Source organism: Pseudonocardia sp. ICBG601, from assembly GCF_020496245.1.
In genome coordinates, this window is record NZ_JAHLJA010000026.1 from 89,566 (window position 1) to 112,569 (window position 23,004).

Sequence of the window (23,004 nt, forward strand, 5' to 3'; positions counted from 1 at the left end):
TTAGATGCGTATAGCGCGAGCTGCCGAGTACATGGGCATGTCGGTGGTGGGTGTTCGGAAGGCTGCCCGAGAGGGTCGGCTGCCGTGTCGAGTTTCAGCCTCTGGTCAGCGTTTGTTTGATCGTGCTGATCTTGATGTCTTCCTTGGGCGCGAACCGATTCAGCCGGAAGCGGCGGAGCGGGTTGAGGCGTTGTATTGTCGTGTTTCTGGTTCGACGGGTCAGGAGTCGTCGTTGGCGAACCAGGAATCGGTGTTGCGGGAGACGTCCAGGGGGACAGTATTCCGAGTGTATCGTGATCGCGCGTCCGGTTTGCGAGAAAATCGGAAGGGGTTGACTCGGCTACTTGATGACGCCGCTGCTGGGCGGTTCACGGTAGTTCGCGTAGTGTGGCGTGACCGACTGGCTCGGTTTGGTGTCGCCTATATTGAGCGGTATCTGGCGCAGGTCGGAGTTGCAGTTGAGACTGTTCATGCTCATGCGGACAAGTCGCTGCTTGAAGAGCTGATGGATGACTTCATGGCGTTACTTGCGTCCTTTTCTGGTCGGTTCTATCAGTTGCGGTCAAAGACGAATCAGCAACGACTGCTTGATGCCGCGCAGGCACGCCTGCAGGAGCAGGGACCTCCGACGTGACGGGTTGGCAGAAATCCAATGTATTGACGTCTTCAACGACATCTCGAGCTTCACGAGCAGTGTGTGAAGTGTCTGGAGGCTTATTCAGGGCCCGTGAAATAACGATCTAGCCCGGCGTGTCGGGTTGGGCGACAGCCCGTCCATCGCGAAGATTGGTTTGTCGAATCAATCCGAGATGAATGGGCTGTCGCAGTATGTACTATACCACTGGCTTTCGGCGTGATGAGATTCAGGATCTTGCCGCTCTGGTGCATGAGCAGGATCAGCGGAACGCGACTGGCCTGCGACGGCCTTGGCCGCCGATTCTGGGATTGTTCTGGTCGGTGGTGATCACGTTGGCGTATCTGCGCGGGAATCGTGTGCAGTGGGAGTTGGCGGAAACCTACGGGGTGTCGCAGTCGACGGTCAGTCGAGCGATCGCGGGGGTGACACCGTTGCTGGCGCAGGCGCTGCGGAGTGTAGTTCCGACTGCGGAGGAGCGTCTACGGATCTCTCCTGACTTCGGTCACTTGTCTTAGTGCTTCGCCGCGGGCTGACGGAGCGCGTCGAGGAGGGCCTGTTTGTCGGCGGGGACGGCGGGCGGGAAGGTCTGCTGGGTGCCGTTGATGGCGATGGTGGCCGAGCGCAGTGGTCGGAGCTGGCGGACGACGTTGCGGATGGTGAGCCCGGTGCGGTTCTGGATCTCGCGGGCGACTGCGAGGGCGGTGAACACGATGGTCAGGTGCGCTTCGATGGACTGGCGTTGGTGGTGGAACATCGGGCGGGCGCGTAGGTCGGTTTTGCTCATCCGGAAGGACTGCTCGACGTGCCAGAGGTCGTGGTAGTCGCCGATGATCTCCCCGGCCGCTGCGCCGCCGGCCGGGATGTTGGTCACGTAGCCCTTCAACCCGACCAACCGGTATGCCCGAGCCAAGGAGGCCTCGTCCAGGGCGCGGGAGCCGTTGGTGACCTTGACGAACCGCGGTGTGCGCGCGGGCTTCTCGCCGGCGATGACCTCGCGGGCCCGGTTCTCCTGCAGGGTCAACGTGCGCCGGTCCCGGACGGCCCGCTTCGTGGAGTAGGCCCAGACCGCCCGCCAGGATCCCGGATGCTGGTTGGGGTTCCAGACGGGCTCGGCCTTGACCTTCGGGCTGTTCTCGCTGCGCCCGGTGCGGCGGTCGCGTGGTGTGAGGGTGTCGATGATCTGCCCGTCGACGAAGGCGTCGCCGTGCCAGTGGAAGTGCGACTCCAGGTCAACCGGGGCCTTGGTGAGTCGGGAGCCGACGATGAACCGCAGGCCGGCCTCGTCGAGGTCGCGCAGGTTCGCGGCCGAGAGCATCCCTGCGTCGGCGACCACGACCATCCCGCCCGGCTCGACCGGCAGCTGGTGTCGGGCCCGGAAGGCCTCGATGATCGGCAGGATCGTCGCGGTCTCGGTCTTGTTGCCCTCGAAACAGCCGATCTCGAGGGGGAACCCTGCGCGATCGACCAGCAGCCCGACGACGACCTGCGGGTCGACCCGGCGTTCCTTGGAGAACCCGACCTTGCGCAGGTCGTCCTCCTTCTCCGCCTCGAAGTAGAGGGTGGTGACGTCGTAGAGACACAACGACACATCCCCACTGCCACGGGCGTGGGTGAAGCAGGCCCTCGCGATCTCGTCGCGGTAGCTGCGCCCGGTGCAGCGCAGCAGGGTGCGGCGCATCGTCTTTTCGCTCGCCGCGGTGACGCCCAGACCGGCCAGCACCCGACCGGTGTCCAGGATGGACGTGGGCTCGACGATCCGGGCGATCACCAGGTCGCGGAACGTGTCATCAGCGACCTCTGCGAACCCGAGGCCCGCGTAGACCTCGGCGAGGATGTCGAACAGCACCCGCGACCCGGTCGTGATCACCTGCGGCGCACCCACCCGCCGGGTTGTGGTGCTCGGGGCGCGCCGCGGCATCTGGCCGAACAGCCCCTCCTGCGTGGCACCGCCGGCCGCGGTGGGCGCGATCAGCTCGGCCCGCCGGGGTGACGGCGCGACGCCCAGATCCAGGGCCTGCTGTGCAGCGTCGTCGATCAGCCCACGGGCCTGCTCGACCAGCAGGCCCAGCTCGGCCTCGGTGTGCGCTGACCCGACATGGGCCACGATCCGTCGATGGCCTGCACGGACTCGGCGATCTGGACCGCGTCGGCCCCGGAGGCCGTCCGTACCCGCCTCACCCACGCCACCTGACCGAGCGTAGAGCACCGAATTAGTGCCTCACACCGCTCCCGCGCAAACACATCACCGCAGCTCAGCGCAGTACAAGCTGCGAAACCAGGCTCGGGTGACCAAAGTCAGGTCCGGCGCGTGCATGATCCATTCGTGAATCGACCCCAGCTCGCGGGCCTCGCGCTCGCCACCGTGGCCGTGTCCCTGCTCGCCGGGTGCGCCGGCGCGGGCGGCGATCCGCCGTCGGCCACGGCCGCGCCCCCGCGGACGCGAACCTCTCGGTGCCGCCCTGCTCCCTCGTCCCCGACGGCGAGCTGTCCGGCCTCGGCCTCACCGGGCCGGGGAAGGGCCACGGGACAGCCCGCCCCCAGCTGCCGCTGGGACACCGCCGGCACCGGCGGGGGAACGACCGGGTTCTCGTACTCGATCCCGACCACGCTGATCGTCGCCGCGCAGCCCGGCGCCTACGACGCCGGTCTCGCCCAGCTGCGGGCCCAGGGCAGCACCCTCACCGAGGAGACCCTCGACGGGCGCCGCGCCGCGGTGTCGGAGACCGAGGGCACCTGCATGGCCGTCGTCGACGCCGGGTCGGGGGCCCTGTCGGTGGTCGCGTCGGCCCCGACGGATCCCTGCGGCGCGGCCCGGCGGATCCTGGAGACCGCGCTGCGGACCGCCGGGGCCTGAGTCACCGCCGGGGTCCGAGTCACCGCCGGGGTCCGGGTCTCAGCCCCGTTGCGCACCGCCGCGGACGGGACCTGCTTGCGCAGCTCACCCGTGTCGTTGCGGACGAAGCCCCGCGCGGTGAGCCAGCCGGTCACCGGCTCGGGGTCGGGGTGGCCGTGCGGCACGACGTTGTAGAGGTAGTTCAGCCGCCGCCGGCCCGCCTCGGCCTCCAGACGCTCCAGCACGAACGAGCCGACGCCGGTGTGCCGGGCAGCGGGGGCGACCAGGACCAGGATCTCGGCGTCGCCCCAGCTGCCGTCGAGCCTGCCGTAGGCGACGGTCGCGCCGTCGGCGTCCTCGACGCGCCACCACTCGTCGCCGAGCGGGTCGCCGTCCCGGGCCGGCCGAGGCCGAACAGCGCGGGGTCGAGCCCGTCGAGCACCCGGCGCTTGCGGTCGTCCCAGGTCGCGGGGGTCTCCGGGATCCAGTCCCACGTGTCCACGCGGCCTCCTCGCCGTCGGTGTGTCCGGTGAGTGAACCCCGGCGGGGCACTCCGGGTCGAGCGAACGTCCTACATCGAGACACCCGGAGGGGCCTCAGACCACGGTCTCCGTGGTGCCGGGGCGGCCGGCGGCCCCCGGCAGGGCGGCCGCGTGCGCGCGCAGCCGTAGCGCTGGATCTTCCCGGTGGGGGTCTTGGGCAGCTCGTCGACGGTGACCACGGCGCGCGGCCGCTTGAACGCGGCCAGCCCCTCGCGGCAGAACGCGACCAGCTCGCTCTCCGACGGCGCCGCCGCCGGTCGCGGGGCACCACGAACGCGACCGGCTTGTCCAGTCCGTCGTCGTCCGGGATCCCGACGACGACCGCCTCCACGAGCCCCGGGTGCTCCAGCAGGCGGGTCTCGACCTCGCCGGGGGAGACCCAGATGCCCCCGACCTTGAGGACGTCGTCGGCCCGGCCCAGGCAGGTCCACGACCCGTCCTCGCCGCGGACGTACTGGTCGCCGGTGCGCATCCAGCGGCCCTGGAACACCGCGCGGTTGACCTCGGTGCGACACCAGTAGCCGGTGCACACCGAGTCGCCCGCGACGTAGAGCATGCCCTGCTCGCCGGGGCCGTCGATGACGCTGCCGTCCGGCCGTCGCAGCTCCACCTCGTAGCCGGGTACCGGGAAGCCGGAGCTGCCCGGGACGACCTCGCCCGGCCGTTTGGAGATGAAGATGTGCAGTGCCTCGGTGGAGCCGATGCCGTCGAGGACCTCGAAGCCGTAGCGGTCGAGCACACCGTGGAACATCCGCGCGGGCAGCGCCTCGCCCGCCGAGGCGCCGCGGCGCACGGTGGCGAACCGCTCGCGCGGCAGCCCGGCGGCGATCATCGGGCCCAGAAGCTGGGGACGGCGAAGAACAGCGTCGCGCCGTGCTGCTCGACGAGGCGGGAGTAGTGCTCCGGGTCCGGCCGGGACGGTTCGAGGACCGTGCAGGCGCCGACCGACAGCGGGAAGAACATCGAGTTGCCGATGCCGTAGGCGAAGAACAGCTTCGCGACCGACAGACAGACGTCGTCGCGACGGATGCCGAGGACCTGCCGGCCGTAGGTGTCGGCGACGAACCGGATGTCGTCGTGCCGGTGCATGGCGCCCTTGGGCTTGCCGGTCGTGCCCGAGGTGTAGAGCCACAGCGCCTGGGACTCCGGCCAGGTCGGGTGCGGCTCGGGCAGCGGGTCGGCGCCGTCGAGCAGCGCGTCCCAGGTGAGCGAGGTGGCCCCGGTGACCAGCGGGTCCGCCCCGGTGAGCACCACGCGCTCCAGGTCGGGCGCCTGCGCGACGGCCTCGGTGAGGTGCGCGGCGAACGCCTCGCCGCCGATCACCGTGGTCGCCCGCGAGTCCCGGACGAGCACGGCCAGCTCGCGCCCGGTCAGCATCGTCGAGCAGGGCACGGCGACACCGCGCCGGCCCACAGGGTCGCGAGGATCGCGGTGAACAGCTCGACGTCGTCGGGCATCACGAGCAGCACCCGCTGCTCGGGCCGTACGCCGCCGCCCGGCGCAGGGCTCCGGCGACGAGCCGGACCCGGTCGGTCAGGGCGGCGTAGCTGAGCGAGCCGCCGGGGTACCGGACGGCGGTGCGGGCGCCGTCCCCGGCCTCGACCCTGGCCGCGGTCAGGTGCGCGGCGGCGTTGAACACCGGCGCCTCCTGCGCGCTGCGGGGGACGGGCACGGTGGTGCGGCGGGAATCGACGTTGTCGACGCTGACGACATCGGCCATGGTGGGTGGCTCCTGTGCCGGTTCGGGGAGCTGTGATGCTACACACATCCGACGGCGCGTCAACGGTCTGTAGATCGACGACGGCCCGGTGCGGGGCGGGCGGGGTCGGCTCCTAGGCTCACCGTCGTGGGGACCCTCGTCAGCTTCCATGCCCATCCCGACGACGAGTCGATCGGCACCGCGGGCACGCTCGCCAAGGCCGCCGCGCTCGGCCACCGCGTCGTCCTCGTCTTCGCCACCCGTGGCGAGCTGGGGGAGCCGGTGCCCGGCGTCCTGGCCGAGGGGGAGCAGCTGCCGGTGCGCCGCTCCGCGGAGTGCCACGAGTCGGCCCGCGTGCTGGGTGCGGCCCGCGTGGAGTTCCTCGGCTACGTCGACTCCGGGATGATGGGCGAGCCGTCCAACGACGCCCCGTACTGCTTCTGGCAGGCCTCGGTGGAGCACGCGGCCAAGCGGCTCGCGCTGATCCTCGAGGAGGAGGAGGCCGACGTCCTCACCACCTACGACGACAACGGCGGATACGGCCACCCCGACCACATCCAGGTGCACCGGGTGGGTGCCCGCGCGGGCGAGCTCGCCGGGGTGCCGGTCGTCGCGCAGAACACCACCAACCGGGACTGGCTGCTGCGCGGGATGAAGGGGCTGCGCGCCGACGGCGGCGCCGACTTCTCCCTCGACATCCCCGACGACCCGTCGTTCGGCAAGCCCGAGTCCGAGATCACCCACCGGGTCGAGGCCGTCGAGTACGCCGAGGCCAAGCGCGCCTCGATGCGCGCACACGCCAGCCAGATGGGGCCCGACCACTTCCTGCTGGCGATGCCGGACCCGGTGTTCGCGATGGGGCTGGGCACCGAGTTCTACATCGTCGACGCCCAGCCCAACCCGGCCAGCGCGCCGGAGCTCTGGACCGAGGTCTTCGAGCCGCTGCGGTGACGCCCCGCGCCGGTTCCGGGCAGTGCCGGGAGCGCCACGCCGCCACCGTCGCGGGCCCTCGCCCACCTGCCGGTCCGGGTGAAGGGCGCCCTGAGTGCGCGGTCGGGGACTGTCGGTTCTACTCTCCGTAGAGCACAATCGGCGCGCGCCGTGCGACGAGCCGGGACCCACGAAGTGGATCTCCCGGACCGGACGGGCGCCGCTCGCCGGTCGGGAAGTAGAGTCTGCCCGTCCGCGAGGACGTGCTCAGGTCAGGCAAGTGCATGGAGGCCCAGGTGACAGCCGTCGAGCCCAAGCCGATCTCGACGCGCCCGTATCCGGCGCGGCGTGAGGGCAAGGGATCCACGTTCCTCAAGATGTTGAGGACGACGGACCCGAAGGACATCGCGATCCTCTATCTGACGACGTCGTTCGGCTTCTTCGCCGTCGGCGGTGTCATGGCGCTGCTGATCCGCGCCGAGCTCGCACGGCCGGAGCTGCAGTTCCTGTCGACCGAGCAGTACAACCAGCTGTTCACCATGCACGGCACGATCATGCTGCTGCTGTTCGCGACGCCGATCGTCTTCGGTTTCGCGAACTACATCGTGCCGCTGCAGATCGGTGCCCCCGACGTCGCGTTCCCGCGGCTCAACTCGTTCTCCTACTGGCTGTACCTGTTCGGCGGCATCATCGTCGTCTCCGGCTTCCTGACCCCGGGCGGCGCGGCGGACTTCGGCTGGTTCGCCTACACCCCGCTGTCGGACGCGGTGCGGTCGCCGGGGCCGGGCGGTGACCTCTGGATCATGGGTCTGGTCGTCTCCGGTCTGGGCACGATCCTGGGTGGCGTCAACTTAGTGACGACCATCGTCTGCATGCGCGCGCCGGGCATGACGATGTTCCGGATGCCGATCTTCACCTGGAACATCTTCATCACCGCGCTGCTGGTGCTGATCGCGTTCCCGATCCTGACCGCCGCGCTGCTCGCGCTGGCCGCGGACCGCCACCTCGGCGCCCAGATCTTCAACCCCGCCAACGGCGGTGTGGTGCTCTGGCAGCACCTGTTCTGGTTCTTCGGCCATCCGGAGGTCTACATCGTCGCGTTGCCGTTCTTCGGCATCGTGTCCGAGATCTTCCCGGTGTTCGCCCGCAAGCCGATCTTCGGTTACAAGGGCCTGGTCTTCGCGACCATCGCCATCGCGGCGCTGTCGGTCGCGGTGTGGGCGCACCACATGTACGCCACCGGCGCGATCATGCTCTCGTTCTTCGCCTTCACCACGTTCCTCATCGCCATCCCGACGGGCGTCAAGTTCGTCAACTGGATCGGCACCTTGTGGAAGGGCAAGATCACCTACGAGACGCCGATGCTGTTCTCGGTCGGCTTCCTCGTCACGTTCCTCTTCGGCGGCCTGACCGGCATCCTGCTCGCGATGCCGCCGGTGGACTTCCACGTGTCGGACACCTACTTCGTGGTCGCGCACTTCCACTACGTGCTCTACGGCACGATCGTGTTCGCGACCTTCGGCGGGATCTACTTCTGGTTCCCGAAGATGACCGGCCGCTTCCTCGACGAGAAGCTCGGCAAGATCCACTTCTGGCTGACCTTCGTCGGGTTCCACCTGACGTTCCTGGTGCAGCACTGGCTGGGCAACGAGGGCTACCCGCGTCGCTACGCGGACTACCTGCCCTCGGACGGCTTCACGACGCTGAACACGATCTCCTCGATCGGCGCGTTCATCCTCGGCGCCTCGACGCTGCCGTTCTTCTACAACGTCTTCAAGAGCTACCGGTTCGGCCGGGTCTGCACCGTCGACGACCCGTGGGGCTTCGGCAACTCGCTGGAGTGGGCCACCTCGTCGCCGCCGCCGCGGCACAACTTCACCGAGCTGCCCCGGATCCGCTCCGAGCGCCCGGCGTTCGACCTGCACTACCCGCACCTGGTCGAGAAGGCGCGCGCCGAGGCGCACGTCGGCAACCGGGCGCACCCGAGCGAGGTGCTCGCGCAGGAGGTCGGCAAGGAGTCCATGCCGGACAGCGACCCCAAGTCGAAGTAGTGACCCCAGTACTTCCCGGTCCGGCCCGGCCCACCGTGCTCGTCACGGTGACCGGGCCGGACCGTCCTGGTGTCAGCTCCGTGCTGTTCACCGCGCTGACCGCGGCCGGTGTCGAGCTGCTCGACCTGGAACAGGTCGTGGTCAACGGCCGGCTCACCCTGGGCGCGCTGGTCGTGCCCGAGGGGGACCCGGAGGATCTGCAGGACACGGTCGGCGCGGCGATGGACTCCATCGCCATGAGCGTGCACATCGAGATCCAGCGCGACGGCCGCCGGGCGACCCGGACGCCGTCGACGCACGTCGTCACGGTGCTGGGCCGGCCGATCACGGCCCGCGCGTTCGGCGCGATCGCCGCGGAGCTCGCCGCGGTCGGCGCCAACATCGACTCCATCCGCCGGGTCGCCGACTACCCGGTGACCGGGCTGGAGCTGCTCGTCTCCCCGGTCCCCCAGGGTGACGCCGACGCCTACCCGCCCGGCACGCTGCGCAAGCGGCTGGTCCGGGTGGCGCGGCAGGCGGGCGTCGACGTCGCGGTGTCCCGGGCCGGGCTGTCCCGGCGCAGCAAGCGGCTCATCGTGTTCGACGTGGACTCCACCCTGATCCAGGGCGAGGTCATCGAGATGCTCGCCGCCCGTGCCGGGGCCGACGTCGAGGCCGAGGTCCGCCGGGTCACCGAGGAGGCCATGGCCGGCCGCCTCGACTTCACCGAGTCGCTGACCCGGCGCGTCGCGGCCCTGGAGGGGCTGCCAGCCTCCGTCGTCGACGAGGTGGCCGCCGAGATCGAGCTGACCCCCGGTGCCCGCACCACGATCCGCACGCTGCGCCGCCTCGGCTACCGCTGCGGCGTCGTCTCGGGTGGGTTCACGCAGGTCATCGCCGGGCTCGCGCGCGAGCTCAAGCTCGACTTCGTCGCCGCGAACGAGCTGGAGATCTCCGGGGGGAAGCTGACCGGACGGGTGGTCGGCGAGGTCGTCGACCGGGCCGGGAAGGCCGTCGCGCTGCGCCGGTTCGCCGCGGCCCACGACATCCCGCTGGAGCAGTCGGTCGCGGTCGGCGACGGCGCGAACGACATCGACATGCTCTCCACCGCCGGGCTCGGCGTCGCGTTCAACGCCAAGCCGGCGCTGCGCGAGGTCGCCGACACCTCGGTGTCGGTGCCATACCTCGACGTCGTGCTGTTCGTCCTGGGCATCACCCGTACCGAGGTCGAGGCTGCCGACGCCGCCGAGGGCGTGCTGCGCCGGGTCCCGCTGGCGTGACCGCTCCCGCACCGGTGCTGGCGCTGCTCGCGGGCCGCTACGGGGCCGGGGCCCGCGGCCGGGACATCGCGCCGGAGGCCGACGGCGTCGTGCGGGCGATGCCGGTCGTGCTGCGCATCGAGCGCGACCCGCTGCCCGTGCGCACCGCGCTGCTGGAGGCGGCGGCCACCGCGGCGCTCGCCGTCTGCACCGACCCGCGGGCCCAGCCCGGTGGCGACTGGCACGATGCCGTCGCCCCGTGGGTGGACGGACGCATCCGCAAGATCGCGCGGCGGGCCCGTGGCGCGCACTGGCGCGCCGTGGCGGAACTCCCCGGCGTGACGGTGCGGGTCGGTGACGCCGAGGCCCGCGCCCTGCTGCCCGGCCCGGTCGACGACGTGCCGAAGGTCGTCGCACGGCTGCAGATCGGCGGCACCGAGCTGCCCGCCGACGAGCCCGGCCCGCCGGACCCGGACGCTCCGCTGGTGCTGCTGTCACCGCACGCCGAGATGACCGTTGGCAAGGCCGCCGCGCAGGTCGGGCACGCCACCATGCTGCTCGGTGCGGCCGCCGGGTGGCCGGTCGGCGCGGCACCGGTGTGCGCGGTGCGCACCGCGGACCCGGCCACCTGGGCACGCCTGGCCCCGGCCGCCGACGACGGCACCGACGGCGTCGTCGGGGTGCGCGACGCGGGTTTCACCGAGGTCGACCCGGGCACCATGACGTGCCTGGCAGTGGCTCACGCCGCGTTTGCGATCGGACCCCGGCGGTGATCCACCGGGTGTGACCACACACCCGCCTGCCGGAGCCCGGAACTGGGGCGGCCGGCTGCCCCGCAACGAGACCCTCGACCTCGACGACGAGCAGCGTGCCGCCGTCGACCGGATCCGCTCCGGCACGGCCCGCTGGGCCGAGGAGTCCGGTTTCGCCGCGACCGACGACGAGGGCGGCCTCATCGGCCCGTTCAACGCGTTCGTGCTGCGCCCGCGCCCGGGTGCGGCGTTCAACCGATGGGTCGCGACCGACCAGCAGGAGTCGTCCCTGCCGGCGACCGTGCGCGAGGTCGTCATCCTCACCGTCGGCGCGGCCTGGGGCGCCGCCTACGAGCTGTACGCGCACACCGCCGTCGCCCGCTCGGTGGGGCTGGACGAGAACGCGGTGCAGGCCCTGCTCGACGGCACCGCGGCCCAGGTGCTGACCGGCGACGAGCTCGTCGTGCACCGGTTCGTCGACGAGCTGGTCCGCACCCACCGGGTCACCGACGACACCTACGCCGCGGCCGAGGCCGCGCTCGGCCGCGACGGGGTGCTCGACGCCGTCCACCTGACCGGCATGTACCTGTCGGTGTCGGCGCTGCTCAACGCCTTCGAGATCCCGGCGCCGGACGGTCCCTGATCAGACCGTGGCGGTGAGGGTGACCTCGATGTTGCCGCGGGTCGCCTTGGAGTAGGGGCACACCTGGTGCGCCGCCTCGACCAGCTCGTCGGCGGCCGACTGCTCCAGGCCCGGCAGGTGGGCGGTGATGTCGGCGGCGACGTGGAAGCTCACGTCGTCGGGCTGCAGCTGGATGGTCGCGGTGACCTGTGCGTCGTCCGGGACGGCGGCCTTCGCCTTCCGGGCCGCCAGCCGCAGCGCGCCGTGGAAGCAGGCCGCGTAGGCGGCGGCGAAGAGCTGCTCGGGGTTGGTGGCGCCGCCGGGGCCGCCCAGCTCCGGCGGCATCTTCAGGTCCTGGTCGATGAAGCCGTCCTCGCTGCGGATGTGGCCGTCGCGGCCGCCGCCGGTCGAGGTGGCCTCGGCCGTGTAGTTCGCCATGGGTACTCCTCCGATTTCATTGATTGTGCACAACCTATCTCGGGAGGAGGGTCGTCCGCCGTATGGAGCCGGTCACGAGGACCCGCGCAGCCGGCGCAGCGCGCCGTGCACCTTCTCGCGGTCGCTGGTCTCCCAGAACGGGGGCAGGCTCGCCCGCAGGAACCCGCCGTAGCGCGCGGTCGCGATCCGCGGGTCCAGGATGGCGACGACGCCGCGGTCGTCGGTGGCGCGCAGCAGCCGTCCGGCGCCCTGGGCGAGCAGGAGCGCCGCGTGCGTCGCCGACACCGACAGGAAACCGTTGCCGCCCCGGGCGTCGGTGGCCTTCTGCCGCGCCGCGACCAGCGGGTCGTCCGGGCGGGGGAACGGGATCCGGTCGATGATCACGCAGGACAGCGACGGGCCGGGCACGTCGACGCCCTGCCACAGCGACAGCGTGCCGAACAGCGAGGTCTCCGGGTCCTCGGCGAACCGCTTGACCAGCAGCATCGTGGAGTCGTCGCCCTGGCACAGCAGGGGCGTGTCGAGCTTTCCGCGCAGGGCCTCGGTGGCCTGCTTCGCCGCGCGGGTGGAGGAGAACAGACCCAGCGTGCGGCCCCCGGCGGCGCGCACGAGTCCCTCGATCTCCTCGAGGGTCTCCGGCGCCAGCCCGTCGCGGCCCGGGTTGGGCAGCCGGCGCGCCAGGTAGAGGATCCCGGACTTGGCGTGCGCGAACGGCGAGCCGACGTCGAGGCCCTGCCAGCGCGGCGCCTCCGGGTCCTGGACGGGGCCGTGCCCCTCGTCGACGCTCGACGGCGGGGTGGAGCCGGCCCCCTTGGGCTGCGCGGCGGGCAGGCCCCACTGCCGGGCCAGCGCGTCGAACGACCCGCCCAGGGCCAGCGTCGCCGAGGTCAGCACGGTGGTGCGGGTGTTGAACAGCCGCTCGCGCAGCAGCCCGCCCACCGACAGCGGTGCGACCCGCAGCACCTTGTGCCGGGACCCGTCCGGCCCCTGTTCCCCCAGCCAGACGACGTCACGGCGCTTGGCCGCGTCTGTCTCCTTGAACGTCTCCAGCAGCCGCGCGGCGGTGTCGACGACCTCGTCGAGCACGGCCTGGGCGAGCTTGCGGGCGGCCGCGCCCTCCGGGTCGGAGTCGTCACTGCGCTTGTTCGCGCCCATCGCCTGCCGGCAGCCCGCCCCGGCCGACAGGATGGCGTTCAGCGCGCCCGCGGCGGCGGTGGACAGCGACTCCCAGCGCCCGGGGGGCATGTCCTCCAGCACCGCCGCCAGGCCCTCACCGGCCTCCGCGAGCCGGTCCGCGGTGTCCTGGTCGACGAGCTTGCCGCAGCGCCGGGCCGCGGTCGCGACCGTGCCCGCGGTGAGCTCGGCAGTCGCCGCGCCGGTCACCCGGTCCACCAGCTCGTGCGCCTCGTCGACGATCACGACGTCGTGCTCGGGCAGCACCTGCGCCTCGCCCATCGCGTCGATCGCGAGCAGCGCGTGGTTGGTGACGACGATGTCCGCCCGACCCGCCTCGGCCTTCGCCTTCTCCGCGAAGCAGTCCTCACCGACCGGGCAGCGGCTCGCGCCCAGGCACTCCCGCGCCGTCACCGACACCTGCCGCCACGCGGAGTCCGGGACGCCGGGGACCAGCTCGTCGCGGTCCCCGGTCTCGGTGTCCGAGGACCACTCGTGCAGCCGCTTCACCTGCCGCCCGAGCGCCGAGATGGCGAACGCGTCGAACAGCTGGTCCGCCTCGTCGGCGGTGTCTCCCATGTCCCCGTGCAGCTTGTTCATGCACAGGTAGTTGCGCCGCCCCTTGAGGATGGCGAACGTGGGCTCGCGCCCCAGCACCTGCTTCAGGCTCTTCGCGACGCGCGGCAGGTCCCGGTCCACGAGCTGGCGCTGGAGCGCGATCGTCGCCGTCGAGACCACGACCGTGGTGTCACGGGCGATCGCGTGCCGGATGGCGGGCACGAGGTAGGCCAGCGACTTCCCGGTGCCGGTGCCCGCCTGCACGGCCAGGTGCTCCCCGGACGACAGCGAGCGGCGCACCGCGTCGGCCATCCGGTCCTGACCCTCGCGGCGCGCACCGCCGACCGAGGTGACGGCCACCTCGAGCAGCTCGTGCACACCGGGCAGGTCCTGGGTACGCACGGGGGCCGTCGAGGGGGGAGGCACGTCCGGCAGGTTACCGAGCACCTCCGACAGGCCCGGCCGTGACCGGGCCGCCCGGCACCCGGGACCGCGCACCCGGTGTATCCGGACAGCTCACCAGGTGTGATATCCGACGGCCGGTTACCGGTGAGCGGCGACACAGCGTCACGATGGAGGGGTGACAGCAACCATCACCACGCCGACCGTGCCCGAGCCCGGGATGTTCCCGGTGCTGATCGAGCACGAGGCCCGGTACGCCGACCTCGACCCGAGCCGCCGGATCGGCCGCGACGCCCTGGTGCGCTGGTTCGAGGACGCCCGCGTCGCCGTCGAGCGCGACACCTTCGGCGCCGACCTCGTCGCCCGCCTGCAGTCCCGCGTACGACTGCTGCTCGCCGCCATCCGAGTGGACGTGCTGGCCCCGCTGCGGGTCGCCGGCTCCTACCGGATCGGCGTCGGCGTCAGCCACATCGGCACCACGTCGTTCTCCTACCGCTACGCGGTCTTCGCCGGCGACGAGTGCGTCGCCACCGGCGAGTCCACCTCGGTGCACACCGACGGCACCGCCCCGGCCCCGCTGACCGACGAGGTCCGCGGCGCCCTGACGACGCTGCGCATCGACGCCCCGGCCCCGAGCCGTCCCGACCGCGGTGAGGCCCGCGCGGTCCGTGAGAACTACCCGTTCCGCTGGGACGTGCGGACCCGCTTCACCGACCTGGACACCAACCGCCACGTCAACAACGTCGCGCTGGCCGCCTGGTACCTCGACGGCCTCGCCGAGCTGCACTCCGACGTGCTCGGCTACCCGGCGGGCGGCCCGCTCGACGGGCTGTCCCCGTCGTCGCTGTCGGTGCAGTACCTCGAGGAGGTCTACTACCCGGGCATCTACCAGCTCCGCGTCGCGGTCACCGACATCGGCGAGGACACCGTCCGCTACGTCTGCGGCCTGTTCGACGAGCGCCGGCTGATCGGTCTCGCCGAGGCCGAGGGCTTCCACCACGCCCCGGGCGAGGACGGCGACCCGGTCGAGCTGGCCGAGAAGCTCGCCCCGTTCCGCTTCCGGGGCTGAGCCCGCCGGGGGCCGTGCGCCGTCACGGCCCCCGCCCCTCGCCCTCGGCCGCCCCTCGTTCCGCGCCGCCCCTCGTTCGGCGCCGCCCCTCGTTCGGCGCTGCCGCTCGTTCGGCGCTGCCGCTCGTTCGGCGCTGCCGCTCGTTCGGCGCTGCCGCTCGTTCGGCGCTGCCGCTCGTTCGGCGCTGCCGCTCGTTCGGCGCTGCCGCTCGTTCGGCGCTGCCGCTCGTTCGGCGCTGCCGCTCGTTCGGCGCTGCCGCTCGTTCGGCGCTGCCGCTCGTTCGGCGCTGCCGCTCGTTCGGCGCTGCCGCTCGTTCCGCGCTGTCTGCTCGGCCGCTCGTCGAGATGCAGCTCAGCGGGGTCCGTGGCTCGCGCGAGCCCGCTGAGCTGCATCTCGACGCAGGTCTTCCCTGCGAGTGCAGACCCGGGGCGTCCGCGCGCCCGCCTCGGCTCGTCCCGCTCTCCGGCTGGGTGCGGGGTCCCGCCCCGGCGGCTGCGCGCCCGGACCGGCTCACTCTCTGGTCACCGTGCCCGGGCCGTCGCGCCGTACGGCGTGCTCAGCCCGTCCGGCTCCCGGCCGCGGTCACGACGCGGTTCAGTGCTGCGGGCGGACCGGCGGGCGTAGCGCTGTGCGCGGCACGGCTGGCGTCATCGTCGCAGGTCGTGGGTGGCCAGCCGATGTTCGTGGAGTACCCGGTCCGCCGCTTCGTCCGGCGTGTCCCTGTCGGGCCTGCTCCGGTGCCGGTGGTCGGTCGCCGAGATGCAGCTCAGGGGGAGTTGTGGATCTCCGTGCCCCGCTGCGCTGCATCTCGGCGTCGACGATGGTCAGGCCGCGGAGTTGACGGCCGCTGGGGCGGGGTGCGTCGGCCGGGTGGGTCCGAACCGTCGATGCCGACCCGCACCGAGATGCAGCTCAGCGGGGTCCGTGGCTCGTCCGAGCCCGCTGAGCTGCATTTCGGTGTAGGAACCGCTGCGGCCCGGCCCCTGGGTGTGAGGGGCCGGGCCGCGGTGGGGGTGTCGGGTCAGGATCGGTTGCGGATCCATTCGTCGAGGTGGGGTGCTTCGTCGCCGATGGTGGTGGGGTCGCCGTGTCCGGTGCGGACGCGGGTGTCGGCGGGGAGGGTGAGCAGGGTGGTGCGGATGGATTCGATGATGGTGTCGAACGATGAGTAGGAGCGTCCGGTGGCGCCGGGTCCGCCGTGGAACAGGGTGTCGCCGGTGAACACGATGCCGAGTTCGGGTGCGTAGAGGCAGGACGAGCCGGGTGAGTGGCCGGGGGTCTGCAGGACGCGTAGGTCGATCCCGCCCGCGGTCAGGGTCTGCCCGTCGGACAGTTCCTGGTCGGGTGTGCGGTCGGGCCAGGTCATGTCCCACAGGACGTGTTCGGCGGGGTTGAGCAGGATCGGTGCGTCGAAGCGGTCGGCGAGGGTGGGTGCTTGGTTGATGTGGTCGTCGTGGGCGTGGGTGCACACGATCGCCTTCACGGTGCGGTCGCCGACGGCGTGGGTGATGGCGTCGGCGTCGTGGGCGGCGTCGATGACGAACACTTCGCGGTCGTCGCCGATGATCCAGACGTTGTTGTCGACGTCGAAGGATCCGCCGTCGAGGTTGAACGTGCCGGAGGTCACGACGTGGTCGATCGGGGTCTCGGTCGGGGCCATCAGAGGATCACGACCGAGCGCAGGACCTCGCCGGCGTGCATTTTGTCGAAGGCGGTTTCGATGTCGTCGATGCCGATGGTTTCGGTGACGAACTTGTCGAGGGGGAAGCGGCCTTGGAGGTAGAGGTCGATGTAGGTGGGGAAGTCGCGTGAGGGGAGGCAGTCGCCGTACCAGGAGGATTTGAGGGCGCCGCCGCGGCCGAAGTAGTCGATGAGCGGGATCTGGGGGGCGTGCAGGTCGGGGGTGGGGACGCCGACGAGGACGACGGTGCCGGCGAGGTCGCGGGCGTAGAAGGCCTGCTTGTAGGTTTCGGGTCGTCCGACGGCGTCGATGACGACGTCGGCGCCGTTGCCGTCGGTCACGGACTGGATGAACTCGACCGGATCCTGTTCGGTGGCGTTGACGGTGTGGGTGGCGCCGAACTCTTCGGCCCACTTGAGTTTCCGCGGGTCGGTGTCGACGGCGATGATCGTGGTGGCGCCGGAGAGCTTGGCGCCGGCGATGGCGGCGTCGCCGACGCCGCCGCAGCCGATGACGGCGATGGAGTCACCGCGCCCGACGCCGCCGGTGTTGATGGCGGCGCCGAGGCCGGCCATGACGCCGCAGCCGAGGAGGCCGGCGGCTTTCGGGTCGGCGTCGGGGTTGACCTTGGTGCATTGTCCGGAGTGGACGAGGGTCTTCTCGATGAAGGCGCCGATGCCGAGGGCGGGGGACAGTTCGGTGCCGTCGTCGAGGGTCATCTTCTGGGTGGCGTTGTGGGTGTCGAAGCAGTACTGGGGCTTGCCCTTGTTGCAGGCGCGGCACTGTCCGCAGACGGCGCGCCAGTTGAGGACGACGTAGTCGCCGGGGGCGATGTCGGTGACGCCGTCGCCGACGGTTTCGACGATGCCGGCGGCTTCGTGGCCGAGGAGGAAAGGGAACTCGTCGTTGATGCCGCCGAGTTTGTAGTGCAGGTCGGTGTGGCAGACCCCGCAGGCCTGGATCTTCACCACGGCCTCACCGGGGCCGGGATCCGGGACGATGATCGTCTCGACCGAGACCGGCTTGCCCTTCTCGAGGGCGACGACGCCCTGGACACGCTGCGGCACAGTGGGTTCCTTTCCGTAGGGGAGCGGGTTCAGAGGACCGCGCGGACGGCGGTCTCGAAGCCGAGGACGTGCTCGCGGCTGACGGCCTCGGCGCGGTCGGCGTCGCCGTCGGCGATCGCCTCCAGCAGCGCGATGTGCTCGTGCACGTGGTGGCCGACCTGGTCCATCCGGTCGACGAACAGGCAGTGGATCCGGGTGGCCAGGTGGTAATAGCGGGTGAGCGTGTCCTCCAGGTACGGGTTCCCGGCGGCCCGGTAGACCGACCGGTGCACCGTCACGTCCCACCGCATGAGCTCGATCCGGCTCATCCGCGGCGCCTCGAGGGCGGCGACCCGCCCGGCCAGCTCACGCAGCTCCTCGCGCCGCCACGCCGGGGCGACGGTGGCGGCCCGCCGGGCAGCGGTCGGCTCCAGCACCGTCCGTACCTCGCCGACGTCGCGCAGGTCGGAGATGTCGACGGCGGTCGCGAACGTCCCGCGTCGCGGATAGGACACGACGAGCCGCTCGGTCTCCAGCCGCTTGAGCGCCTCGCGCACCGGGGTGCGGCCCAGGCCGAGCCGGGTCGAGAGGGCCTCGTCGTCGATCGGGGCCAGCGGCGGGATCTCCAGCATGATCAGCTGGTCCCGGATGGCCACGTAGGCCCGGTCGGCCAGCGACCGCGGGCTGTCGAAGTCCACGAACACGTCCTCGGTGATCGTCATGCCGGCTGCCCCTCGGGGACGGCCGCGCGGTCCAGCCGCGACGCGACCGCGCCGGGCAGCCGGAACGACCCGGTCACCACCACGGGGTCGCCCCCGCCGGTGGCCAGCGCGTGGTCGACGGCGTCGGCCGGGTCCGCGACGGCGACGGCGGACACCCCGGCCGCCGTCGCCGCCGCGGCGATCTCGGACGGGCTCCAGTGCCGCGACGGGTGCTCCCCGCCCGGCAGCCCGGTCGCGACGACCCGCGCCCCGGCCCCGGCAACCGCCCGGACGGCCTCGCCCAGGTCCTTGTCCCTGGCCAGCGCCAGCACCCAGGTCACCGGGGCGCCCGGGTGGGTCTCGGCCACCGTGGTGGCCAGCGCGGACAGCTTCAGAGCGTCGTGCGCACAGTCGAGCACCACCGGGGTCCCGGCGACGGTGCGCCGCTCGAACCGCCCCGGCAGCGAGGTCAGCGCCAGCCCCTGGCGGACGGCGAGCGGATCGAGCCGCCAGCCGTCGCGTCGGGCCAGCACCGACACCGCGTGCAGGGCCAGCACCGCGTTCCCGGCCTGGTGCCTGCCGTGCAGGCCCAGCGGCACGTCCGACCAGCCGGCCAGGTCCACGGTGGTCCCGCCCGGACCGATCCGGGCCAGCGCGGCCGCGGCGGCGACGTCCACGACGTCGACCAGGGTGTCGCGCCGCGCCGCCTCCCTGGCCACCGCCGCGTCGGTCTCGGGGCCCCCACGGGCCAGCACCGCGCGGCCGCCGACCGGCAGGATCCCGGCCTTCTGCGTCGCGATCTCGCCGAGCGTGCTGCCGAGCATGTCGACGTGGTCCATGCCGATCGCGGTGAGCACGGCCAGCTTGTCCGTGCGGGCGACGACGTTCGTCGGGTCCAGCCGGCCCCCGATGCCGGTCTCGACGACGGCGTAGTCGGCTCGCCCGGCGACGGCGGCGAACCCGAGTGCGGTCACCACCTCGAAGAACGAGCAGCGCTCACCCCGGCGCGCCTCGACCGCGGCCACCGAGCCCGCGACGGCGGCGAGCCGGTCGTCGAGCACGTCCGCGCGGCCCGGGAGGTCACCGAGGCGGAACCGCTCGCGGATGCCGTAGACGTGCGGCGAGGCCTGCACCCCGACCCGGAACCCGTGCCGGGTCAGCAGCGACGCGACGAACGCGCACACCGACCCCTTGCCCGCCGTCCCCGCGACGTGCACGGTCCGCACGGCCTCCTGCGGGTCACCCAGCCCGGCCAGCACCTCGCGGGTGCGCTCCCGGGGCGCGTCGGGCGCGGTGCCGTTGCGGCGCCCGGTCGCCGGCCGCGACAGCAGGAACCGCTCCAGGTCGTCCTGATCGGAGAACACGGCTCAGCACTCGACGATGTTCAGTGCGAGACCACCGCGGGCGGTCTCCTTGTACTTGTCCTTCATGTCCGCACCCGTCTCCCGCATCGTCTTGATGGCCTTGTCCAGCGAGACGTGGTGCATCCCGTCCCCGTGCGCCGACATCCGTGCCGCGGTGATGGCCTTGATCGAGGCGACCGCGTTCCGTTCGATGCACGGGATCTGCACCAGTCCGCCGACCGGGTCGCAGGTCAGACCCAGGTTGTGCTCGATGCCGATCTCGGCGGCGTTCTCGACCTGCTCGGGGGTGGCGCCCATGATCTCCGCGAGCCCGGCGGCCGCCATCGCGCAGGCCGACCCGACCTCGCCCTGGCAGCCGACCTCGGCGCCGGAGATCGAGGCGTTCTCCTTGAACAGCAGCCCGACCGCTCCCGCGGTGAGCAGGAACCGGACGACGGAGTCGTCGTCGAAGCCGGGCAGGAAGCGCTCCGCGTAGTGCAGCACGGCCGGGACGATCCCGGCGGCGCCGTTGGTGGGGGCGGTGACCACGCGCCCGCCCGCCGCGTTCTCCTCGTTCACGGCGAGGGCGTAGAGGGTTACCCACTCCATCGCGTGCAGCGCGTCCGGCTCGCCGGTCGCCGCCTCCAGACGCTCGCGCAGCGCCATCGCCCGGCGCCGGACCCTGAGCCCGCCGGGCAGCGTGCCGCCGGTGCGGGCGCCGCGATCGACGCACTCCTGCATCACCGACCAGATGTGCAGCAGCTCGCTGCGCACCACGTCCTCGGAGCGCCGGGACAGCTCGTTGGCCAGCATGATGTCGGAGATCGACAGCCCGTGGGTGCGGGTGAGGCCGAGCAGCTCGTCGCCGGTGGTGAAGGGGTACGCGACCGGGGTCGCGTCCTCCACCAGGACGGGGCGGCCCGCCTCGTCGGAGTCGAGGACGAAGCCGCCGCCGACCGAGTAGTACTCGCGCTTGTCGAGGACGGCGCCGTCGGCGTCGAAGGCCTGCAAGAGCATGCCGTTGGAGTGGAAGTCGAGCCGACGGCGCCGGTGCAGGACGACGTCGTCGTCGGCGGCGAAGACGATCTCGTGCTCGCCGCCGAGGCGGATCCGGCCCTCGGCGCGCACCCGCTCGACCATCGGGTCGGCGGCGACCGGATCGACCAGGTGCGGCTCGTGCCCGGCCAGGCCCAGCACGACCGCCTTCACACTGCCGTGGCCGTGCCCGGTCGCGCCGAGCGAACCGAAGAGCTCCACCCGCACCGACGCCGTCCGGGTCAGGTCGCCCGAGGCCCGCAGCCGCCCGACGAAGCGGGACGCGGCCCGCATCGGCCCCACGGTGTGCGAGCTGGACGGGCCGATGCCGACCTTGAACATGTCGAACACGGAGATGCTCACGGTCGCTCCGATCCACGCCGGGCTCTGGTCATGCCGACGATGTTAGACTGATATATCAATCGTGCCAAGAGGGGGCGCGGGTCGGCCCGCACCGGTGCCGCGGGTGGGTCAGTGCGTGTGATCGTACGGCTGCTCGAGCGGGATGCCGTCGGCCGACATCGGCGGCGGGGGCAGGTCCGCGCTGGAGGTCAGCGGTGCCGCGCCGGCCAGCGGTCGGCCCGCGGACTCGGGCAGGAACACCACGGCGACGACGCCGACCAGACCTGCGGCGACGAGGAAGTACCCCGGCCAGTCGAGGTTGCCGGTGGCGGTCACGGCGGTCTCGATCAGCGTCGGTGCGGTGCCCGCGAACAGCGACACCGACAGGTTGAACACCACGCCCAGGCCGCCGTAGCGGACCATGGTCGGGAACTGCGCGGGCAGTGTCGAGGGCAGCACCGCGGCGAAGCCGACCAGGACCACGGCCATCAGCAGCAGTCCGACGAACTGGCCGACCATGCCGTCGCGCATCAGCCAGACCGCGGGCAGTCCGACGGCCACGAGGGTCAGGCTCGTGACCATCAGGACCGGTTTGCGGCCGATCCGGTCGCTGAGCCTGCCCACCCCGGTGATCACGCACAGCATGAGCAGCATGACCGCGACGAGCATGGCGCCGGTGGCGGCCCCGGAGGCACCGTGCTGGCCGTGCCGGGGGAGCGTTCCGGTCAGGTAGGTGGGCATGTAGTTGGTCAGCACGTAGTTGGTGACGTTCCAGGCGACGGCCAGCGCCGCGGTCACCAGGGCCGGCACCCGGTAGCGGCGGACCAGGATCTGCATCGCCCGCCGGTAGGGCATCGTCGCGAGCGCGGGGGAGCGTTCCATCAGCTGCCGGAACGCCGGGGTGTCCTCCAGGCGCATCCGCAGGTAGATGCCGGCTATCCCGAGGGGGAGGGCGAGCAGGAACGGGATCCGCCAGCCCCAGTCGAGCAGGTCCTGCTCGGGCAGCACCGCGACGAGCGCGCCGCAGACACCCGCGCCGAGCATGTAGCCGGTGATCGTGCCGAACTCGAGCCAGCTGCCGAAGAACCCGCGACGGCGGTCGGGCGCGTACTCCGCGACCAGGGTCAGCGCACCGGTGTACTCCCCGCCCGCGGAGAAGCCCTGCAGCATCCGGATGAGCAGCACCAGCAGCGGCGCGGCGACCCCCGCCGTCTCGTAGGAGGGCACGAGGCCCAGCGCGAGCGTCGCGACGGTCATCAGCAGGACCGTGAACGCGAGCACCCGGGTGCGGCCGATCCGGTCCCCGAGCGGGCCGAACACGAACCCGCCGAGCGGCCGGACGACGAACGCGACCGCGAACGTCGCCAGCGTCAGTGTCAGCGACCATTCGCCGGCCTCCGGGTAGAAGACCCGGTTCAGCACCACCGCGGAGAGGAAGGAGAAGAGGCCGAAGTCGTACCACTCGGCGATGTTTCCGACCGATGCCGCCGCAGCCGCCCGGCGGACAGTGCGCTCCTCCTCGACCGCGACCGGACCGCGACGTCGGGGCCTGCGCGGTCCCTCGGTCATGGTCCCCCCTCGGATCGATCGGCCGCGTCGCGGCAGCCACGCCGACGTGGCGATGCAGTATCGCCACACCATCATTCTCGCGGCCATGGTGTCACGTGTCCACGAGTGATATATCTTTCGTCGACGGGCGGCCCGGAATGTGCCGGTGCCGGTTTCCGGGCCCTTTCGGTCACTGGGGACAGCCGCTCACATTTCCACGTCGTGACGCCGATGCCCCTCGCGGCCGGCCGAGAAAATCCCTCGTTGACGGCTGCGACCTGCGGCCTCACCATACGGTTGCGCATGGCATGGCGAGTTTCGCGATAGGCAACAGTGGAGGAACCATGATCTTCGTGGGCGAGCT

Annotated in this window: 20 protein-coding genes and 2 pseudogenes; 8 read left to right on the top strand and 14 right to left on the bottom strand. The window is 71.8% G+C overall.

The features are described 5' to 3' along the window. The first annotated feature begins 4 nt into the window (after positions 1-4). Positions 5-634, top strand: a complete 630-nt coding sequence (locus KPL57_RS09590) for an IS607 family transposase (protein ID WP_226351297.1) — start codon at positions 5-7, stop codon at positions 632-634. 194 nt (positions 635-828) lie between these two features. Continuing rightward, on the top strand, positions 829-1,152 hold the full coding sequence (locus KPL57_RS09595; RefSeq protein ID WP_226351298.1) for a transposase family protein: 324 nt from the start codon (positions 829-831) through the stop codon (positions 1,150-1,152). On the opposite strand, the pseudogene KPL57_RS09600 reads toward KPL57_RS09595, so the two are convergent. The 6 genes and pseudogenes from KPL57_RS09600 to KPL57_RS09615 form a co-directional block, all read right to left on the bottom strand. Then, a pseudogene (locus KPL57_RS09600) lies at positions 1,149-2,824 on the bottom strand (IS1634 family transposase). The gene KPL57_RS09595 and the pseudogene KPL57_RS09600 overlap by 4 nt on opposite strands. A 447-nt stretch (positions 2,825-3,271) precedes the next feature. Beyond that, positions 3,272-3,964, bottom strand: coding sequence for a hypothetical protein (locus tag KPL57_RS09605; RefSeq protein WP_226351299.1), 693 nt, complete (start codon positions 3,962-3,964; stop codon positions 3,272-3,274). 77 nt (positions 3,965-4,041) lie between these two features. Then, on the bottom strand, positions 4,042-4,437 hold the full coding sequence (locus KPL57_RS71925) for a hypothetical protein (protein WP_374203684.1): 396 nt from the start codon (positions 4,435-4,437) through the stop codon (positions 4,042-4,044). Beyond that, positions 4,320-4,844, bottom strand: a pseudogene (locus KPL57_RS66160) (AMP-binding protein); the annotation flags it as partial. The gene KPL57_RS71925 and the pseudogene KPL57_RS66160, both read right to left, overlap by 118 nt. Further along, positions 4,841-5,404, bottom strand: a complete 564-nt coding sequence (locus KPL57_RS66165; protein WP_308252837.1) for an AMP-binding protein — start codon at positions 5,402-5,404, stop codon at positions 4,841-4,843. The pseudogene KPL57_RS66160 and the gene KPL57_RS66165, both read right to left, overlap by 4 nt. Positions 5,405-5,468: 64 nt before the next feature. Continuing rightward, the gene (locus tag KPL57_RS09615; RefSeq protein WP_226351300.1) at positions 5,469-5,732 is read right to left on the bottom strand and encodes a hypothetical protein; all 264 of its coding nucleotides are present in this window, start codon (positions 5,730-5,732) and stop codon (positions 5,469-5,471) included. Between the two features lie 126 nt (positions 5,733-5,858). Here KPL57_RS09615 and KPL57_RS09620 point away from each other — a divergent pair, with 126 nt between their 5' ends. From KPL57_RS09620 to KPL57_RS09640, 5 genes are all read left to right on the top strand, one after another. Beyond that, a complete protein-coding gene (locus KPL57_RS09620; RefSeq protein WP_226351301.1) occupies positions 5,859-6,662 on the top strand; it encodes a PIG-L family deacetylase in 804 nt (267 codons plus the stop codon). Between the two features lie 275 nt (positions 6,663-6,937). After that, entirely contained in the window at positions 6,938-8,692 is a 1,755-nt protein-coding gene (gene ctaD, locus KPL57_RS09625) for a cytochrome c oxidase subunit I (RefSeq protein ID WP_226351302.1), read from the top strand. A gap of 47 nt (positions 8,693-8,739) precedes the next feature. Beyond that, positions 8,740-9,951 (top strand): phosphoserine phosphatase SerB, encoded by a 1,212-nt coding sequence (serB, locus tag KPL57_RS09630; RefSeq protein WP_371336383.1) that lies wholly within the window; start codon positions 8,740-8,742, stop codon positions 9,949-9,951. Continuing rightward, positions 9,948-10,703, top strand: a complete 756-nt coding sequence (locus KPL57_RS09635) for a peptidyl-tRNA hydrolase (RefSeq protein WP_226351303.1) — start codon at positions 9,948-9,950, stop codon at positions 10,701-10,703. Before serB ends, KPL57_RS09635 begins: the two co-directional genes overlap by 4 nt. Positions 10,704-10,713: 10 nt before the next feature. Beyond that, positions 10,714-11,325 (top strand): carboxymuconolactone decarboxylase family protein, encoded by a 612-nt coding sequence (locus KPL57_RS09640; protein ID WP_226351304.1) that lies wholly within the window; start codon positions 10,714-10,716, stop codon positions 11,323-11,325. Here the strand turns inward: KPL57_RS09640 and KPL57_RS09645 are convergent, their stop codons facing one another. Continuing rightward, positions 11,326-11,742, bottom strand: a complete 417-nt coding sequence (locus KPL57_RS09645; protein WP_226351305.1) for an organic hydroperoxide resistance protein — start codon at positions 11,740-11,742, stop codon at positions 11,326-11,328. A 72-nt stretch (positions 11,743-11,814) separates the two neighbouring features. Further along, entirely contained in the window at positions 11,815-13,785 is a 1,971-nt protein-coding gene (locus tag KPL57_RS09650) for an ATP-dependent DNA helicase (protein ID WP_226351321.1), read from the bottom strand. Positions 13,786-14,053: 268 nt separating this feature from the next. Between KPL57_RS09650 and KPL57_RS09655 the strand changes: the two genes are divergently transcribed. After that, entirely contained in the window at positions 14,054-14,944 is an 891-nt protein-coding gene (locus tag KPL57_RS09655; RefSeq protein WP_226351306.1) for a thioesterase family protein, read from the top strand. 1,021 nt (positions 14,945-15,965) lie between these two features. Here KPL57_RS09655 and KPL57_RS09660 read toward each other — a convergent pair. The 6 genes from KPL57_RS09660 to KPL57_RS09685 all read right to left on the bottom strand — a co-directional run bounded on the left by KPL57_RS09660 (position 15,966) and on the right by KPL57_RS09685 (position 22,661). After that, a complete protein-coding gene (locus KPL57_RS09660) occupies positions 15,966-16,604 on the bottom strand; it encodes an MBL fold metallo-hydrolase (protein ID WP_226351307.1) in 639 nt (212 codons plus the stop codon). After that, positions 16,604-17,692 (bottom strand): S-(hydroxymethyl)mycothiol dehydrogenase, encoded by a 1,089-nt coding sequence (locus KPL57_RS09665; protein ID WP_226351308.1) that lies wholly within the window; start codon positions 17,690-17,692, stop codon positions 16,604-16,606. Before KPL57_RS09665 ends, KPL57_RS09660 begins: the two co-directional genes overlap by 1 nt. Positions 17,693-17,721: 29 nt before the next feature. Beyond that, positions 17,722-18,393, bottom strand: a complete 672-nt coding sequence (locus KPL57_RS09670) for a GntR family transcriptional regulator (RefSeq protein ID WP_226351309.1) — start codon at positions 18,391-18,393, stop codon at positions 17,722-17,724. Beyond that, positions 18,390-19,736 (bottom strand): folylpolyglutamate synthase/dihydrofolate synthase family protein, encoded by a 1,347-nt coding sequence (locus tag KPL57_RS09675; RefSeq protein WP_226351310.1) that lies wholly within the window; start codon positions 19,734-19,736, stop codon positions 18,390-18,392. The genes KPL57_RS09670 and KPL57_RS09675 overlap by 4 nt, the downstream gene beginning before the upstream one ends. 3 nt (positions 19,737-19,739) lie before the next feature. Further along, the gene (locus tag KPL57_RS09680; RefSeq protein ID WP_226351311.1) at positions 19,740-21,113 is read right to left on the bottom strand and encodes an L-serine ammonia-lyase; all 1,374 of its coding nucleotides are present in this window, start codon (positions 21,111-21,113) and stop codon (positions 19,740-19,742) included. 108 nt (positions 21,114-21,221) lie between these two features. Continuing rightward, positions 21,222-22,661: an MFS transporter gene (locus KPL57_RS09685; protein ID WP_226351312.1), complete on the bottom strand. Its 1,440-nt coding sequence runs from the start codon at positions 22,659-22,661 to the stop codon at positions 21,222-21,224. Between the last annotated feature and the right edge of the window lie 343 nt (positions 22,662-23,004).